The sequence below is a fragment of the Streptomyces sp. NRRL S-455 genome, assembly GCF_000717875.1.
Taxonomy (GTDB): domain Bacteria; phylum Actinomycetota; class Actinomycetes; order Streptomycetales; family Streptomycetaceae; genus Streptomyces.
In genome coordinates this window covers 76551-92730 of sequence record NZ_JOCT01000006.1, presented here as the reverse complement: position 1 = coordinate 92730, position 16180 = coordinate 76551, and the positions used below count along the sequence as shown (strand labels likewise).

Annotated in this window: 16 protein-coding genes; 8 read left to right on the top strand and 8 right to left on the bottom strand. The window is 70.9% G+C overall.

The features are described from left to right. The first annotated feature begins 188 nt into the window (after positions 1–188). From nhaA to IE97_RS42875, 4 genes are all read left to right on the top strand, one after another. Complete coding sequence (nhaA, locus tag IE97_RS0111050; protein WP_030235792.1) at positions 189–1625, top strand: Na+/H+ antiporter NhaA; 1437 nt, start codon at positions 189–191, stop codon at positions 1623–1625. 121 nt (positions 1626–1746) lie between these two features. Then, a complete protein-coding gene (locus IE97_RS0111045; protein WP_030235790.1) occupies positions 1747–2238 on the top strand; it encodes a phage holin family protein in 492 nt (163 codons plus the stop codon). Next, positions 2235–3173, top strand: coding sequence for an alpha/beta fold hydrolase (locus IE97_RS0111040; protein ID WP_030235787.1), 939 nt, complete (start codon positions 2235–2237; stop codon positions 3171–3173). The genes IE97_RS0111045 and IE97_RS0111040 overlap by 4 nt, the downstream gene beginning before the upstream one ends. Before the next feature lie 127 nt (positions 3174–3300). Continuing rightward, positions 3301–3483: a hypothetical protein gene (locus tag IE97_RS42875; RefSeq protein ID WP_078603170.1), complete on the top strand. Its 183-nt coding sequence runs from the start codon at positions 3301–3303 to the stop codon at positions 3481–3483. A gap of 64 nt (positions 3484–3547) precedes the next feature. Here IE97_RS42875 and IE97_RS0111035 read toward each other — a convergent pair whose 3' ends face one another. The 3 genes from IE97_RS0111035 to nth all read right to left on the bottom strand — a co-directional run bounded on the left by IE97_RS0111035 (position 3548) and on the right by nth (position 6804). Continuing rightward, entirely contained in the window at positions 3548–4747 is a 1200-nt protein-coding gene (locus tag IE97_RS0111035; protein ID WP_030235783.1) for a MarP family serine protease, read from the bottom strand. Between the two features lie 13 nt (positions 4748–4760). Then, positions 4761–5456: an NUDIX hydrolase gene (locus IE97_RS0111030; protein ID WP_030235780.1), complete on the bottom strand. Its 696-nt coding sequence runs from the start codon at positions 5454–5456 to the stop codon at positions 4761–4763. Positions 5457–5772: 316 nt separating this feature from the next. Continuing rightward, positions 5773–6804: an endonuclease III gene (gene nth / locus IE97_RS0111025; protein ID WP_078603183.1), complete on the bottom strand. Its 1032-nt coding sequence runs from the start codon at positions 6802–6804 to the stop codon at positions 5773–5775. A 449-nt stretch (positions 6805–7253) separates the two neighbouring features. Here nth and IE97_RS0111020 point away from each other — a divergent pair, with 449 nt between their 5' ends. Then, complete coding sequence (locus IE97_RS0111020) at positions 7254–7928, top strand: Crp/Fnr family transcriptional regulator (RefSeq protein ID WP_030235771.1); 675 nt, start codon at positions 7254–7256, stop codon at positions 7926–7928. A 76-nt stretch (positions 7929–8004) separates the two neighbouring features. Here the strand turns inward: IE97_RS0111020 and IE97_RS0111015 are convergent, their stop codons facing one another. The 4 genes from IE97_RS0111015 to IE97_RS41385 all read right to left on the bottom strand — a co-directional run bounded on the left by IE97_RS0111015 (position 8005) and on the right by IE97_RS41385 (position 10411). After that, positions 8005–8835: an MBL fold metallo-hydrolase gene (locus tag IE97_RS0111015; protein ID WP_030235766.1), complete on the bottom strand. Its 831-nt coding sequence runs from the start codon at positions 8833–8835 to the stop codon at positions 8005–8007. Beyond that, positions 8832–9710: an NUDIX hydrolase gene (locus IE97_RS0111010; protein ID WP_030235763.1), complete on the bottom strand. Its 879-nt coding sequence runs from the start codon at positions 9708–9710 to the stop codon at positions 8832–8834. Before IE97_RS0111010 ends, IE97_RS0111015 begins: the two co-directional genes overlap by 4 nt. Before the next feature lie 81 nt (positions 9711–9791). Beyond that, the gene (locus IE97_RS0111005) at positions 9792–10253 is read right to left on the bottom strand and encodes a RidA family protein (RefSeq protein WP_030235760.1); all 462 of its coding nucleotides are present in this window, start codon (positions 10251–10253) and stop codon (positions 9792–9794) included. Continuing rightward, positions 10253–10411: a DUF4177 domain-containing protein gene (locus tag IE97_RS41385; RefSeq protein ID WP_003991873.1), complete on the bottom strand. Its 159-nt coding sequence runs from the start codon at positions 10409–10411 to the stop codon at positions 10253–10255. The genes IE97_RS0111005 and IE97_RS41385 overlap by 1 nt, the downstream gene beginning before the upstream one ends. Before the next feature lie 128 nt (positions 10412–10539). On the opposite strand from IE97_RS41385, the gene IE97_RS0110995 reads away from it, so the two are divergent. Next, positions 10540–11517 (top strand): ArsA family ATPase, encoded by a 978-nt coding sequence (locus IE97_RS0110995; protein ID WP_030235756.1) that lies wholly within the window; start codon positions 10540–10542, stop codon positions 11515–11517. 70 nt (positions 11518–11587) lie between these two features. After that, positions 11588–13012: an ArsA family ATPase gene (locus tag IE97_RS0110990; protein ID WP_030235752.1), complete on the top strand. Its 1425-nt coding sequence runs from the start codon at positions 11588–11590 to the stop codon at positions 13010–13012. 71 nt (positions 13013–13083) lie between these two features. On the opposite strand, the gene wblA is transcribed toward IE97_RS0110990, so the two are convergent. Then, a complete protein-coding gene (gene wblA, locus IE97_RS0110985; protein ID WP_030235748.1) occupies positions 13084–13422 on the bottom strand; it encodes a transcriptional regulator WblA in 339 nt (112 codons plus the stop codon). A gap of 408 nt (positions 13423–13830) precedes the next feature. Between wblA and IE97_RS0110980 the strand changes: the two genes are divergently transcribed. Then, on the top strand, positions 13831–16122 hold the full coding sequence (locus IE97_RS0110980) for a transglycosylase domain-containing protein (protein ID WP_030235744.1): 2292 nt from the start codon (positions 13831–13833) through the stop codon (positions 16120–16122). Positions 16123–16180: the final 58 nt, after the last annotated feature.

Sequence of the window (16180 nt, the reverse complement as noted above, 5' to 3'; positions counted from 1 at the left end):
GCATAGCGGAACCGAGGAGGGGCACCCGGCAGCCATGCGCGCCGGGTGCCCCTCGCGGCCGCTGGGGAAGATCACCCCGCACACCCCGACGCACACTTAGGTAAGCTAAACAAAACGAAGCTCATAGGGGTGCCGGGAAGTCTGGTCGGCAGATAGTCGCGTCCTGCCCAGAACCGGAGGTCTCCCCAGTGCCCGCGCCCCGCTCCACCGCCCCCCGCAAGGTCCTCGGCCGGCTCTCCCTCCCCGAGCGGACCTATGTGGCGGACGCGCTGCGCACCGAGACCGTCGGCGGGGTGCTGCTGCTCGCCGCCGCGGTCGCCGCACTGCTCTGGGCGAACATCCCCGCGCTGCAGGACAGCTACCAGAGCGTCTCCCACTTCCACCTCGGCCCCGCGGCTCTCGGCCTCGACCTGTCGATCGCGCACTGGGCCGCCGACGGCCTGCTGGCGATCTTCTTCTTCGTCGCCGGCATCGAGCTCAAGCGCGAGCTCGTCGCGGGCGACCTGCGCGACCCCAAGGCTGCCGCGCTCCCCGTGGTCGCCGCCCTGTGCGGCATGGCCGTACCGGCGCTCGTCTACACCGTCACCAACGCCACCGGCGGCGGCTCCCTGGCCGGCTGGGCCGTGCCCACGGCCACCGACATCGCCTTCGCCCTCGCGGTGCTCGCGGTCATCGGCACGTCACTGCCGAGCGCGCTGCGGGCCTTCCTGCTCACGCTGGCCGTCGTCGACGACCTCTTCGCGATCCTGATCATCGCGGTCTTCTTCACCGCCGAGCTGAACTTCGCCGCGCTCGGCGGCGCCGCGGCGGGCCTGGTCGTCTTCTGGCTGCTGCTGCGCAAGGGCGTGCGCGGCTGGTACGTGTACGTGCCGCTCGCCCTGGTCATCTGGGCGCTGATGTACAACAGCGGCGTCCACGCCACCGTGGCCGGCGTCGCCATGGGCCTGATGCTGCGCTGCCACCGGAACGAGGGCGAGGAGCACTCCCCCGGTGAGCACATCGAACACCTGGTACGGCCCCTGTCGGCGGGTCTGGCCGTGCCGCTGTTCGCACTCTTCAGTGCCGGTGTCGCCATCTCCGGCGGCGCGCTCGCCGACGTGTTCACCAAGCCGGAGACCCTCGGCGTCGTCCTCGGACTCGTCGTCGGCAAGACTCTCGGCATCTTCGGCGGGACCTGGCTGACGGCCCGCTTCACCCGGGCGTCACTCAGCGACGACCTCGCCTGGGCCGACGTGTTCGCGGTGGCGAGCCTCGCCGGTATCGGCTTCACCGTGTCGCTGCTCATCGGCGAACTCGCCTTCGAGGGTGACCAGACCATGACGGCCGAGGTCAAGGCCGCCGTCCTGCTGGGTTCCCTGATCGCCGCGACACTCGCGACCGTCCTGCTGAAGGTACGGAACGCCAAGTACCGCCGTCTGTGGGAGGAGGAGGAGCGCGACGAGGACCTCAGCGGTGTGCCGGACATCTACGAGGAGGACGACCCCGCGTACCACCTGCGCCTCGCCGACATCTACGAACGCAAGGCCGCCGAGCACCGCCGGATCGCCCAGGAGAAGGCGGACGCGCGGCACGGGCTTGCCGAAGTGCCGGGCGGGGCAGGCGATGACCGCGACGGTCCGGCATGATCTGACGAGACGGTACAAAAGACGGGACCGTACGCAGTCAGGCCGTACGCAGTGCAACGACTGTGTACGAGCCGGACAGAAGACGCGGACATCGGACCGTACGCAGAAGAGGGAGACCGCGATGAGCGCACCCGACGGCAGCCCGGTCGGCGCCGAACGCACCATCGGCCAGCTGTTCGCCTCGGCGACGGCGGAAATGTCGGCGCTGGTGCACGACGAGATCGCGCTGGCGAAGGCGCAGCTCAAGCAGGACGTGAAGCGCGGCGCGACCAGTGGCGGCGCCTTCTCGATGGCGGGGGCGGTACTGCTGTTCTCCCTGCCGATGCTGAACTTCGCGCTGGCGTACGGCATCCGCACCTGGAGCGACTGGAACCTGGCGATCTGCTTCCTGCTGTCCTTCGCGGCGAACGTGCTGATCGCGGTCGTGCTGGCGCTGATCGGCGTGGTCTTCGCGAAGAAGGCGAAGAAGAGCAAGGGCCCGCAGAAGGTCGCCGCCTCGATGAAGGAGAGCGCGGGCGTCCTGCAGAATGCGAAGCCGCACCCGCGTCCGGAGCTCGCGGCGCAGGACCGGGGCCCCGAGGCGATCGAGGCTGTGGCACGCTCGTCGTCATGACGGACCCCGCCCCTTCCCCGGCACAACCGGCCTCGGCCGTACTCCTGGACGGCCCCTGGAGCCACCGTGACGTCGCCGCCAATGGCGCCCGCTTCCACATCGCGGAGCTGGGCGACGGGCCGCTGGTGCTGCTGCTGCACGGCTTCCCGCAGTTCTGGTGGGCCTGGCGGCACCAGCTGGTGGCGCTCGCCGAGGCCGGTTTCCGGGCCGTCGCCATGGACCTGCGCGGCGTCGGGGGCAGCGACCGTACGCCGCGTGGCTACGACCCCGCCAACCTGGCGCTCGACGTCACCGGCGTGATCCGCTCACTCGGCGAGCCGGACGCCGCACTCGTCGGCCACGACCTGGGCGGATACCTCGCGTGGACGGCGGCCGCGATGCGGCCCAAGCTGGTGCGGCGGCTCGCGGTCGCGTCCATGCCGCATCCGCGGCGCTGGCGCGCGGCCATGCTGCGGGACGTCAAGCAGACCCGTGCCGGTTCACACATCTGGGGGTTCCAGCGGCCCTGGATTCCCGAGCGGCAGCTCACCGCCGACGACGGGGCGCTCGTGGCCGAGCTGATCCAGGACTGGTCCGGGCCGCGCCCGCCGGAGGACGAGACGCTGGAGAACTACCGCCGCGCCATGTGCATCCCCTCCGCGGCGCACTGCGCGGTCGAGCCGTACCGCTGGATGGTGCGCTCCCTGGCCCGCCCGGACGGCATCCAGTTCAACCGCCGGATGAAGCGGCCCGTGCGCGTGCCGACGCTCCATCTGCACGGCTCACTCGACCCCGTGATGCGCACACGCAGCGCGGCCGGGTCCGGCGAGTACGTCGAAGCCCCCTACCGCTGGCGCCTGTTCGACGGTCTCGGCCACTTCCCGCACGAGGAGGACCCGGTCGCGTTCTCCGCGGAACTCATCAACTGGCTGAAGGATCCCGAACCCGACCGGTGACCGAGTGAGCGCGTCCGGTACCGAGGTGTGAACGCTTGTCCGACGAACGGCCAATTGCCTGGCGCATAGGCCAATTGGAGGCGCCGGGAGCGGTTATCGACCATGGGCCGGGGGCAGACGTCGGGGTATGGGCTGGACGCACGACTACAGTGACGCAAGCCGCAATCGCCGCTCGGCGGGCGGTGCGAACCCCCGCCGGCGAAGCGGCGTATCGCAGATGGTGACCGCGGATCCCAGGGTCGGGATTCCGCGCATCCTCCGCCGCCGGGCCCGCTGGGTCTCCGTGCGCCTGCGCCCCACACGCGACTGAGTCGCCACTCGTGTGAGTGACGCCGCGACCACCTGACCGCCCGGCCGCTCCCTTCTAGTCCCTTCTAGAGGGCGCAGCTGTCGCTGGCCACCTGCTGGTTGGCGTTGCGGCCCTTGGTGATGTCGTCCTGGATCTCGTCCACGGTGAGCGCGTATCCCGTCTCGGCGTCGTCGAGGGACTTGGCGAACACCACGCCGTAGACCCTGCCCTCCGGGGTGAGCAGCGGGCCGCCGGAGTTGCCCTGGCGGACGACCGCGTAGAGGGAGTAAACGTCGCGGCGGACCGTGCCGCGGTGGTAGATGTCCGGGCCGTTGGCCGTGATGCGGCCACGCACGCGTGCGGCACGCACGTCGTACGCCCCGTTCTCCGGGAAGCCCGCGACGATCGCGCCGTCGCCGCTGTTCGCGTCCTCGGTGGTGAACCGCAGCACGGGCGCCTTGAGATCCGGCACGTCGAGTACGGCGATGTCGCGCCGCCAGTCGTAGAGCACGACCCTGGCGTCGTACTTCCTGCCCTCGCCGCCTATCTGCACGGTCGGCTCGTCGACACCGCCCACCACGTGAGCGTTGGTCATCACACGGCGGTCGTCGAAGACGAAGCCGGTGCCTTCCAGGACCTTGCCGCAGCTCGGGGCCGTACCCATGACCTTGACGATGGAGCGCTGGGCGCGGGCGGCCACCGGGCTGTTGGCCAGGGCCGGGTCCGGGGGCTGGACGTCGGTGATCGGTTCGTTCGCGAACGGGCTGAAGACCTGCGGGAAGCCGTTCTGCGCGAGGACGGAGGAGAAGTCCGCGAACCAGGTGGCGGCCTGGTCGGGCAGCGCCTGGGAGACGCCTTGCAGCATCTTGGAGTTGCGGACCTCCTTGCCCAGCGTCGGCAGCGTGGTGCCCGCGAGGGCCGAGCCGATCAGCCAGGCGACCAGAAGCATCGCCACGACGTTGACCAGGGCACCCCCGGTGGCGTCGAGGGCCCGGGCCGGGGACCAGGTGATGTACCTGCGCAGCTTGTTGCCGAGGTGGGTGGTGAGGGCCTGCCCGATGGAGGCGCAGACGATGACGACGACCACCGCGACGACGGCGGCGGTCGTGTTCACCTCCGCGTTGTCGGTGATCGCGTCCCAGATGACGGGCAGTACGTAGACCGCGACGAGGCCGCCACCCAGGAAGCCGATCACCGACAGGATGCCGACGACGAAGCCCTGGCGGTACCCGACGACCGCGAACCACACGGCGGCGACCAGCAACAGGATGTCCAGCACGTTCACGGAGGCCACCCTGTCATGCGTGCCAGTCGAGCGGGACCTGCTTCTCACGGTCCCAGGGCCGCTCCCAGCCCGAGTAGTGCAGCAGACGGTCGATGATTCCGGCCGTGAAACCCCAGACAAGGGCCGATTCGACCAGAAATGCCGGGCCTCGATGGCCTCTGGGGTGGACGGTGGTGGCGCGGTTGGCGGGATCCGTGAGATCCACCACGGGGACGGTGAAGACCCTGGCGGTCTCGTTCGGATCGACGACCCCGACCGGGCTGGGCTCACGCCACCAGCCGAGCACCGGGGTGACGACGAAGCCGCTGACCGGGATGTACAGCCGGGGCAGGACGCCGAAGAGCTGTACGCCCGAGGGGTCGAGCCCGGTCTCCTCCTCCGCCTCCCGCAGGGCCGCCCGCAGCGGGCCGTCGCCGCGCGGGTCGCCGTCCTCCGGGTCGAGGGCGCCGCCGGGGAACGAGGGCTGGCCGGCATGGGAACGCAGTGAGCTCGCGCGCTCCATGAGCAGCAGCTCCGGCCCCCGCTCGCCCTCACCGAACAGGATCAGCACGGCGGACTGACGCCCGGCACCGTCCTCCGGCGGCAGGAAGCGGCTCAGCTGCGTCGGCCGCACCGTCTCGGCGGCGTGCACGACCGGATCCAGCCAGGAAGGCAGCCCCTCCTTGCTGACTGTCACCCGGCCGCCCTGTGTGTCGCTCGCCCGCCTCATCGCCACCCCCGTCGTCCTGCCGCATCCAACGCCCGAGGGGCCCGAGATCGTTCCGGGTCCCGCGATGATTCACCGATCGAGCGAGTGAGCCGCCCGTCCCCGCGGGCGACCCGGGCCTCTCGGCGGGCCGCAGGGGCCTCTCGGCGGGTCGTCCGGCTCTCCCGGCGGATCGTCCGGCTCTCCCGGCGGGCCATCGGGCTCTCTCGGCGGGTCACCGGACCGACGGCGCGGCCGGGCCGGCCGTCCTGGCGGCTGGTCCCGTCGTCCGCGCGGTCGAGCCGGCTCTCCCCGTGAGTGGCCCGGCCGTCGACGTGGGTCATCCGGCCCCCAGCGGAGGTGCCGGCCTGCCGCCCGCGTCCAGGTACGCCTGCGGGGGGTTGAGGCGCTGGCCGGGGAAGCCGCCCTTCTCGTACTTGAGGAGCTTCTTCGCCTTCTCCGGGTCGGTCTCGCCCTCGCCGTACGCCGGGCAGAGCGGGGCGATGGGGCAGGCGCCGCACGCGGGCTTGCGGGCATGGCAGATGCGGCGGCCGTGCCAGATCACGTGGTGCGAGAGGTCCGTCCAGTCGCTCTTCGGGAAGAGCGCGCCGATGGCCGCCTCGATCTTGTCGGGGTCGGTCTCACCGGTCCACCGCCAGCGGCGCACCAGGCGCTGGAAGTGCGTGTCCACGGTGATGCCGGGGCGGCCGAAGGCGTTGCCGAGCACGACGAAGGCGGTCTTGCGGCCGACGCCGGGCAGCTTGACCAGGTCCTCCAGCCGGCCGGGAACCTCACCGCCGAAGTCCTCCACCAGGGCCTTGGACAGCCCTATGACCGACTTGGTCTTGGCCCGGAAGAAGCCGCACGGGCGGAGGATCTCCTCCACCTCCTCCGGGTTGGCGGCGGCGAGGTCCTCGGGGGCCGGGTACCTGGCGAAGAGGGTGGGTGTCGTCTGGTTGACGCGCAGGTCGGTGGTCTGCGCGGACAGGACCGTGGCGACGATCAACTGGAAGGGGTTGGCGAAGTCCAGCTCGGGGTGGGCGTACGGGTAGACCCCGGCGAGCTCGCGGTTGATACGGCGGGCGCGGCGGACCAGGGCGGTGCGCGACTCGTCGCCCGGCGGATGGACGACGGTCCTGGCCGGCGCGGTGCCCTTGACCCGAGCCGTGGCCTTCTTGGGCGCGACGGTGACCTTCTTGGCGGCAGCGGCCTTCCTGACAGGCGCCGACGCCTCCCTGGCAGCGGACGCCACTCGCTTCGAGGACGCCGCCTTCTTGGCAGACGCCGCCTGCTTCGCAGCGGACCCCGCCCGCTTCGAAGACGCCGCCTTCTTGCCGGGCGCCTTCTTGGTGGCGGACGCGCCCTTCTTCACCGAAGCCGCCTTCCTCCCGGCGGCCGATCCCCCCGCGGCCGACTTCCCCGCGGCCGACTTCCCCGCGGCCGACTTCCCGGCGGCCGACTTCCCGGCGGCCCGCTCCCTCGCGGGCACCGCCTCCTCTGTCGCTTTCGCCGTTTTCCTGCCGCCATCGGGATCCTGTTCGCCCACAGCGGAATCTCGACGTACAACCACCCGGGCAGCCCCCTCGGCCTGTGCTCTCACCGGCGATTTGGACACCCGGCCAGCCTAAGCCCAGGCTCCGACATCCGCCCCGGCCCCTGAAGATCGGCGCCCAATTGGACCCCTGCCGCGTACCCCGGGACATGTGTGCGGCATCCTTGTGACAGATCACACTGTTTGGACCGTCCGGCAAAATGGGCACCACGGTGCCTTGGTACGCGGGGGAGCAAGCTCCCCTGAGCAGGTCGACAAGGAGAAAACTCGTGGACGACGTTCTGCGGCGCAATCCGCTCTTCGCGGCGCTCGACGACGAGCAGGCCGCGGAGCTCCGCGCCTCCATGAGTGAGGTGACCCTGGCCCGCGGCGACTCACTGTTCCATGAGGGCGACCCCGGCGACCGCCTGTACGTGGTCACCGAGGGCAAGGTCAAGCTCCACCGCACGTCCCCCGACGGCCGCGAGAACATGCTGGCCGTGGTCGGCCCCAGCGAGCTCATCGGCGAGCTGTCGCTGTTCGACCCGGGCCCGCGCACCGCGACCGCCACCGCACTGACCGAGGTCAAGCTGCTCGGCCTCGGCCACGGCGACCTCCAGCCCTGGCTGAGCGCCCGTCCCGAGGTGGCCACGGCGCTCCTGCGTGCCGTCGCGCGCCGCCTGCGCAAGACCAACGACGCGATGTCCGACCTCGTCTTCTCGGACGTCCCGGGCCGCGTCGCCCGCGCTCTGCTGGACCTCTCCCGCCGCTTCGGCGTGCAGTCCGAGGAGGGCATCCACGTCGTCCACGACCTCACGCAGGAGGAGCTGGCCCAGCTGGTCGGCGCGTCTCGTGAGACGGTCAACAAGGCCCTGGCGGACTTCGCCCAGCGCGGCTGGCTGCGCCTGGAGGCCCGCGCGGTGATCCTCCTGGACGTCGAACGCCTCGCCAAGCGCTCCCGCTGAGGCGCGCACACCCCGCCGCACGTCATCGGGCCCCGTCTCCTCACGAGACGGGGCCCGACGTCGTACCCGGACACGGTCAGATGAGCCCGTGCTCCTCCAGATAGTCCAGCTGCGCCCGGACCGACAGCTCCGCCGCCGGCCACAGGGAGCGGTCCACGTCGGCGTAGACGTGGGACACGACGGCGGCGGGCGTGCGGTAGCCGTCCTCGACGGCCGTCTCCACCTGGGCCAGGCGGTGGGCGCGGTGGGCGAGGTAGTACTCGACGGCGCCCTGGGCGTCCTCCAGGACCGGGCCATGGCCCGGGAGCACCGTGTGGACGCCGTCGTCGACCGTGAGGGAGCGCAGGCGCCGCAGCGTGTCCAGGTAGTCGCCGAGACGGCCGTCGGGGTGGGCCACGACCGTCGTGCCGCGGCCGAGGATCGTGTCGCCGGTCAGGACCGCCCGGTCCGCCGGGAGGTGGAAGGAGAGGGAGTCGGATGTGTGGCCGGGTGTCGGTACGACCCTCAGCTCCAAGCCCCCGGTGGTGATGACGTCCCCGGCGGCCAGGCCCTCGTCGCCCAGCCGCAGTGCCGGGTCGAGGGCACGCACGCGTGTGCCGGTCAGTTCGGCGAAGCGGGCGGCCCCCGCCGCGTGGTCGGGGTGGCCGTGGGTCAGCAGGGTCAGGGCGACCCGCCTGCCGGCCTGCTCGGCCGTGGCGACGACACGGCGCAGGTGCCCGTCGTCCAGCGGGCCCGGGTCGACCACGACGGCCAGGTCCGAGTCCGGCTCGGCCAGGATCCAGGTGTTGGTGCCGTCCAGGGTCATCGCCGACGGGTTGGGCGCAAGGACGTTGACGGCCCGCTCGGTGGCGGGACCCGAGAGGACCTCGCCACGGGGCTGGCCGGGAAGGGCGCTTGCGTCCGTCATGCGGGGGCTCCACCGGTCGGGGCGGTCGGGATGTGCTTGGTGAACTCGTCGTGGCCCGGCCAGGAGAGCACGATGTCGCCGTCCACCAGGCGGGCGGTGGCCAGCACGGGCGTGAGGTCACGCCCCGGGGCGTCCGCGAGCGCCTGGGCGGCGCTGCCGTACGCGGTCAGCTGGCGCAGGGTCGCGATGGTCGGCGGCATCATCAGCAGCTCGCCCTTGTCGTACCCGGCCGCGGCCTCGCCCGGGGCGGTCCACACCGTGCGGTCCGCCTCCGTGGAGGCGTTGCGGGTGCGCTGCCCCTCGGGGAGCGCGGCCACGAAGAACCAGGTGTCGTAGCGGCGGGCCTCGAACTCCGGGGTGATCCAGCGGGTCCAGGCGCCGAGCAGGTCGGAGCGCAGGACCAGGCCGCGGCGGTCCAGGAACTCGGCGAAGGACAGGTCCCGGGCGACCAGGGCGGCACGGTCGGCCTCCCAGTCCGCGCCGGTGGTGTCGCCGACGACCGAGTCGGGTGTCTCGCCGGCGAGCAGTACGCCCGCCTCCTCGTACGTCTCCCGTACGGCCGCGCAGACGATCGCCTGGGCGGCCGTCTGGTCCACGCCGAGCCGGTCCGCCCACCACACGCGCGTGGGACCCGCCCAGCGGACGTGGTGGTCGTCGTCCCGGGGGTCGACGCCGCCGCCCGGATAGGCGTACGCGCCTCCGGCGAAGGCCATGGAGGCGCGTCTGCGCAGCATGTGGACGGCGGGGCCGCTGCCGGTGTCCTTCAGGAGCATGACGGTGGCCGCGCGCTTCGGGGTGACCGGGGTGAGCGTCCCGGCCGCGAGTGCGCGGATGCGGTCCGGCCACTCCGGGGGGTACCACTGACCGTTCGCCATGGGCGCGAGGCTATCTGGTGCCGGGCGGATGTTCGAGTGGCCCCCGGGACGGATCCCGCAGTTCGGGCCGCCGGGAGGGTGCTACGCGAGCTCCACCTGGATCTCGACCTCCACCGGCGCGTCCAGCGGAAGCACCGCCACGCCCACCGCGCTGCGCGCGTGCACGCCCTTGTCGCCGAGGACCTCGCCGAGCAGCTCGCTCGCGCCGTTCAGCACCGCGGCCTGGCCCGTGAAGTCGGAGGCCGACGCCACGAAGCCGACGACCTTCACCACGCGCGCGACGCGGTCCAGGTCACCGGCGACGGACTTGACGGCGGCCAGGGCGTTCAGCGCGCAGGTACGCGCCAGCTCCTTGGCCTCCTCCGGGGTGACCTCCGCACCGACCTTGCCGGTGACCGGAAGCTTGCCCTCCACCATCGGGAGCTGGCCGGCGGTGTACACGTACGGGCCGGACTGCACGGCCGGCTGGTACGCCGCGAGCGGCGGAACCACGTCGGGCAGGGCCAGGCCGAGCTCGGCCAGCTTCGCCTCGACGGCGCCCATTACTGCTTCTCCCGCTTCAGGTAGGCCACGAGCTGCTCGGGGTTGTTCGGCCCGGGCACGACCTGGACGAGCTCCCAGCCGTCCTCGCCCCAGGTGTCCAGAATCTGCTTCGTGGCGTGGACGAGCAGCGGCACGGTTGCGTATTCCCACTTGGTCATGTGGCCGACTCTAGCCCCTGCCGCAGGGGGCCTCACGGCCGACCACGGCCCGGCCGCGGGACGGCCGCGGCCCCGGTTGTCCACAGCCTCCCGCGTAGCCCGGGCGCGAACTGGTTAGGCTCGAATACGTGAGCAGGCTCCAGGTCGTCAGCGGCAAGGGCGGTACCGGTAAGACCACGGTGGCCGCCGCCCTAGCGCTGGCCCTCGCCACGGAGGGGAAGCGGACGCTTCTCGTCGAGGTCGAGGGCCGCCAGGGCATCGCGCAGCTCTTCGAAACGGAAGCGCTGCCTTATGAGGAGCGGAAGATCGCCGTCGCTCCTGGGGGCGGGGAGGTGTACGCCCTCGCCATCGATCCCGAACTGGCCCTTCTGGACTATCTCCAGATGTTCTACAAGCTGGGGAGCGCCGGACGGGCCCTGAAGAAACTCGGCGCGATCGACTTCGCCACCACCATCGCGCCCGGCCTGAGGGACGTGCTCCTCACCGGCAAGGCGTGCGAGGCGGTGCGGCGCAAGGAGCGCAGCGGGCGGTTCACGTACGACTACGTCGTCATGGACGCCCCGCCCACCGGGCGCATCACACGCTTCCTGAACGTCAACGACGAGGTCGCCGGTCTCGCCAAGATCGGCCCGATACACAATCAGGCCCAGGCCGTGATGCGGGTGCTCAAGTCGCCGGAGACGGCCGTGCACCTGGTGACGCTGCTGGAGGAGATGCCCGTCCAGGAGACCGTGGACGGCATCGCCGAGCTGCGCTCGGCCCGGCTGCCGGTGGGGCGGATCATCGTGAACATGGTGCGGCCGGAGGTGTTGGACGCGGCCGACCTGGAACTCGTACGGACGGTCCCGCGTTCCACGGTTGCGAAGTCGCTGTCGTCCGCCGGGCTCGGCGGGGCACGGCGCGGCGGGCACGCCGAGCGGCTGGTGGACCCGCTGCTCACCCAGGCCGAGGAGTACGCCGAGCGGTACATGCTGGAGCACGAGCAGCGCGCGGTCCTCACCGAGCTGGGCCTGCCGCTGCACGAACTGCCGCTGTTCGCCGAGGGCATGGACCTGGCGGGGCTGTACGAACTGGCCCGTGAGCTGCGCGAGCAGGGCGTGTCGTGAGCCGGGCACGCCGTGGGCCACGGCACCGCACGCAGACAAGGCCCGTCATGAGTCGGAAGCAGGGGATGTCATGAGTCGTCCGGACCCGGCCCACACCCACGACCCGGCCCGCCATCTGGCCCCATCGCGTCTGCTCGACGTCGATCCGCTGCTGGCGGACCCACGGACCAGGATCGTGGTCTGCTGCGGCTCGGGCGGCGTCGGCAAGACCACGACGGCGGCGGCTCTGGGCCTGCGCGCGGCCGAGCGGGGCCGCAAGGTCGTGGTCCTCACCATCGACCCGGCCCGCCGGCTCGCCCAGTCCATGGGCATCGACTCCCTCGACAACACCCCGCGCCGGGTGAAGGGAATCGACGACTCGGCGGGCGGCGAGCTGCACGCGATGATGCTCGACATGAAGCGCACCTTCGACGAGATCGTCGAGGCGCACGCGGACGGCGAGCGGGCGGCCGCCATTCTGGGCAACCCCTTCTACCAGTCGCTCTCGGCGGGCTTCGCGGGCACGCAGGAGTACATGGCGATGGAGAAGCTCGGGCAGTTGCGGGCCAGGGACGAGTGGGACCTGATCGTCGTCGACACCCCTCCGTCCCGTTCCGCGCTGGACTTCCTGGACGCGCCCAAGCGGCTCGGGTCGTTCCTGGACGGCCGGCTGATCCGCCTGCTGACCGCACCGGCGAAGCTGGGCGGCCGGGCCGGGATGAAGTTCCTGAACGTCGGGATGTCGATGATGACCGGCACCCTCGGCAAGCTGCTCGGCGGTCAGCTCCTCAAGGACGTCCAGACGTTCGTGTCCGCGATGGACACCACCTTCGGCGGTTTCCGCACGCGGGCGGACGCGACGTACAAGCTGCTCCAGGCGCCCGGCACGGCGTTCCTCGTGGTCGCGGCCCCGGAGCGGGACGCGCTGCGTGAGGCCGCCTACTTCGTGGAGCGCCTGGCCGCGGAGGACATGCCGCTCGCCGGGCTGGTGCTCAACCGGGTCCATGGCAGCGGCGCCGAAGGCCTGTCGGCCGAGCGGGCGCTCGCCGCCGCGGAAAATCTTGAAGAGCCCGGCATTGTGGATCAGGAGGGCGGGAAAGAAGGACTTCGTAACTCCCCCGACACATACGGCGGTTCAGACTCTCCCACGTCCAAGACTCCAGATCGTGCCTCTGCCCCGGCTTCCGAGGACGGCTCCCCCGCCGAGGACGCCGACCCCGTCGAGGGCACCGCAGACACCGCGGCCACCGCGGACACCGAGCGGTCCGTCGACCAGCTCACCGCAGGCCTGTTGAGGCTGCACGCCGAACGTATGCAGTTGCTCTCCCGTGAGCAGCGCACGCGTGACCGCTTCACCGCACTCCACCCCGAGGTGGCCGTGACGGAAGTGGCCGCACTGCCCGGCGACGTGCACGACCTCACGGGACTACGCGACATCGGCGACCGGCTCGCGGCCAACGAGCGCGAGCTTCCCGGCCCCGCCGAAGACCCCGGCCTGCCCGAGGCGAGTGCCTGAGGGCAGCCCGGCGATGGTGAAGGGCCCACCAAGGGCCCTCAGACCGCGGAGCGGCTCCGGGAGGGAACCCCTCAGCTCACGGCCGCGTAGTTCTCGTAGACCGCGTCGTCGTCGAGGGGCAGGACTCCCGTGCCGCGCTCGTACTCCGAGCGCGCGGTCTCCAGCAGCCGGCGCCAGGAGGTCACCGTGGGTCGCCTGCGCAGCAATGCGCGGCGCTCCCGCTCCGTCATGCCTCCCCACACGCCGAACTCGACGCGGTTGTCCAGCGCGTCGGCCAGGCACTCGGTCCGCACCGGGCATCCGGTGCACACCGCCTTGGCCCTGTTCTGCGCTGCTCCTTGAACGAACAGTTCATCCGGATCGGTAGTGCGGCAGGCCGCCTGCGCACTCCAGTCGGTTACCCAGCCCATACCGGCGCCGTCCTCTCCCGAATCGAGGCTCCCCCACGGCGGCAGCGGCATATTCACCGCTGCCAGTTGAGGACGTTACGGAAGGTGGGCACAGCGCAACACCCCCAGCGGGCCCAATCTTGAATGGCCCGAACGGACTATGGGTAAGCGGCAGATCACCCGGGGGAGTGAGCTGACGGCATACGTAACCTTCCCGGCAAACCGGGACAGTTCAGCCACGTCACAACGGACGCCGTATGACACACAAGGCGGATTCGGACACGACCCCAACAAAAAAGTTGGGGAACACCCAGAACGATTCGGGGTCGCCGGACGTATTGATACGTGGCCTCACTGCTGTGACAGTTGAGAGCAGCTTAGGCCAACGCCTATACGCGTGTCCGGCGAATGAGAACGTAGGCTGCCCTCATGCCAAAGAAGCGCTCGGGCGGTGGCCTGTCACCCACGCAGCAGGCCGCCAAGTTCCTCGGTGTCAGTGTTCTGGCGGGAGCCGTGCTGGCCGGCATCGCGCTGCCCGCGGTGGGCGCGCTGGGACTGGCGGCGAAGGGATCCGTCGAGAGCTTCGACGAGCTCCCGGCCAACATGAAGACCCCGCCGCTGAGCCAGCGCACCACCATCCTCGACGCCGACGGCGGCAAGATCGCCACGGTCTACTCGCGCGACCGCACGGTGGTCCCCCTCAAGGACGTCTCGCCGTACATGCAGAAGGCGATCGTCGCGATCGAGGACTCGCGCTTCTACCAGCACGGCGCCGTCGACCTGAAGGGCGTCCTGCGCGCCCTCAACAAGAACGCACGCAGCGGTGAGGTCGCCCAGGGCGCCTCGACCCTGACGCAGCAGTACGTGAAGAACGTCTTCGTCGAGGAGGCGGGCGACGACCCGACGAAGGTCGCGCAGGCCACCCAGCAGACCATCGGCCGCAAGATCCGCGAGCTCAAGTACGCGATCCAGGTCGAGGAGGAGCTCGGGAAGAAGAAGATCCTCGAGAACTACCTGAACATCACGTTCTTCGGTCAGCAGGCCTACGGCGTCGAGGCCGCGGCCCAGCGCTACTTCTCCAAGTCCGCCAAGGACCTGAACGTCCAGGAGGCGGCCCTCCTGGCCGGTATCGTCCAGTCGCCCAGCCGGTACGACCCGGTCAACGACGAGGCGGAGGCCACCAAGCGCCGCAACATCGTGCTGCAGCGCATGGCCGAGGTCGGAGACATCTCCCGGGCGCAGGCGGCCGAGGCGACGAAGGCGCCGCTGGGCCTGAAGGTCAGCAAGCCGAAGAACGGCTGCATCACGGCGGTCAAGGGCGCCGGCTTCTTCTGTGACTACGTGCGCCAGGTCTTCCTGACCGACCCGGTCTTCGGCAAGACCAAGGAGGAGCGGGCGAAGGTCTGGAACCAGGGCGGCCTCACCGTGCGCACCACCCTGGACCCGCAGGCCCAGAAGTCGGCACAGCGGTCCATCAAGGAGCACGTCTACAAGAGCGACGAGGTGGCGACCGCCGCGACCATCGTCCAGCCCGGCACCGGCAAGATCCTCGCCATGGGCCAGTCGCGTCCGTACGGCGTCGACATCAAGAACGGCGAGACGACGCTCAACCTGTCCGTCAACGACGACATGGGCGGCGGCATGGGCTACCAGCCCGGTTCGACGTTCAAGCCGATCGTGGCCGCCGCGGCCCTCGAGGACGGCATGCCGGCCAACAAGGTCTACTCCTCGCCCTATCAGATGGCCTACCCGAGCCCGGTCTCGGCCTGTGACGGCAAGCGGTGGGTGAACGACAGCGGCAACCCGGCCAAGCTCGAGAACGAGAACAGCTCCGAGGTCGGCCCGTACGACATGAAGGAAGCGACCGCCAAGTCGGTCAACACCTACTACGTCCAGATGATCAGCGACATCGGCATCTGCCCGGTGACGACGATGGCGAAGAAGATGGGCGTCGAGCGGGCCGACGGCGACAAGATGCCACAGGTGCCGTCCATCGCCCTGGGCACCCAGGAGGTGTCCCCGCTGACGATGGCGAACGGGTACGCGACCTTCGCCTCGCGCGGCATGTACTGCACGCCGGTCGCCATCGAATCGGTCAGCCAGCGCGTCGGCGACCGGAAGAAGTCCCTGGAGGTGCCGAAGTCGACCTGCTCGCGCGCCATGTCCGAGAAGACGGCCGACACGATCAACACGCTGCTGAAGGGCGTCGTCGAGGACGGCACGGGGTCGAAGGCGGGCCTCGGCAGCCGTCCCAGCGCGGGCAAGACCGGCACCACGGACGAGCGCTACGCGGCCTGGTTCGTGGGCTACACGCCGAACATGGCCGGCGCGGTGTGGGTCGGCGACCCGGCGCACAAGCGGAAGATGTCCGGCATCACGATCGGCGGCCAGTCGTACGGCAAGGTCTTCGGTGGTGAGGTCCCCGGCCCGATCTGGCGCGTGATGATGTCCGGCGCGCTGGAGGGCAAGCCCGTCGAGCAGTTCAACGACGTCCACATCCCCGACGGCATCAACCGGGACCGCGACAAGAACCGCGACGACGACCGCGGCGATGAGGACGACAACGACAACGGCGGCTTCATCGGCGGCCTGGTCGGCGGCAACAACAACGGCGGCGGGGGCGGCGAGCCCCTCCCGGCGCCCTCGTTCTCCATCCCGGAGGGATTCTTCCGGGGGCAGGACAACGGGGGCGGCAACGGGAACGGCGGACGTTTCGGCTGAGCCCGACGGTGTGACCGAACAGGGCGGCCCCCACCTCCCGCGCCGGGAGGTGGGGGCC

Coding starts and splice junctions, on each gene's coding strand:
- IE97_RS0111010 (WP_030235763.1), bottom strand. CDS start 9,710: ATGGCGAACGGTCAGTGGTACCCCCCGGAGTGGCCGGACCGCATCCGC.
- IE97_RS41385 (WP_003991873.1), bottom strand. CDS start 10,411: ATGACCAAGTGGGAATACGCAACCGTGCCGCTGCTCGTCCACGCCACG.
- IE97_RS0111045 (WP_030235790.1), top strand. CDS start 1,747: ATGAGCGCACCCGACGGCAGCCCGGTCGGCGCCGAACGCACCATCGGC.
- IE97_RS0111015 (WP_030235766.1), bottom strand. CDS start 8,835: ATGACGGACGCAAGCGCCCTTCCCGGCCAGCCCCGTGGCGAGGTCCTC.
- IE97_RS0111040 (WP_030235787.1), top strand. CDS start 2,235: ATGACGGACCCCGCCCCTTCCCCGGCACAACCGGCCTCGGCCGTACTC.
- IE97_RS42875 (WP_078603170.1), top strand. CDS start 3,301: ATGGGCTGGACGCACGACTACAGTGACGCAAGCCGCAATCGCCGCTCG.
- IE97_RS0110990 (WP_030235752.1), top strand. CDS start 11,588: ATGAGTCGTCCGGACCCGGCCCACACCCACGACCCGGCCCGCCATCTG.
- IE97_RS0111030 (WP_030235780.1), bottom strand. CDS start 5,456: ATGAGGCGGGCGAGCGACACACAGGGCGGCCGGGTGACAGTCAGCAAG.
- wblA (WP_030235748.1), bottom strand. CDS start 13,422: ATGGGCTGGGTAACCGACTGGAGTGCGCAGGCGGCCTGCCGCACTACC.
- IE97_RS0111005 (WP_030235760.1), bottom strand. CDS start 10,253: ATGGGCGCCGTCGAGGCGAAGCTGGCCGAGCTCGGCCTGGCCCTGCCC.
- IE97_RS0110980 (WP_030235744.1), top strand. CDS start 13,831: ATGCCAAAGAAGCGCTCGGGCGGTGGCCTGTCACCCACGCAGCAGGCC.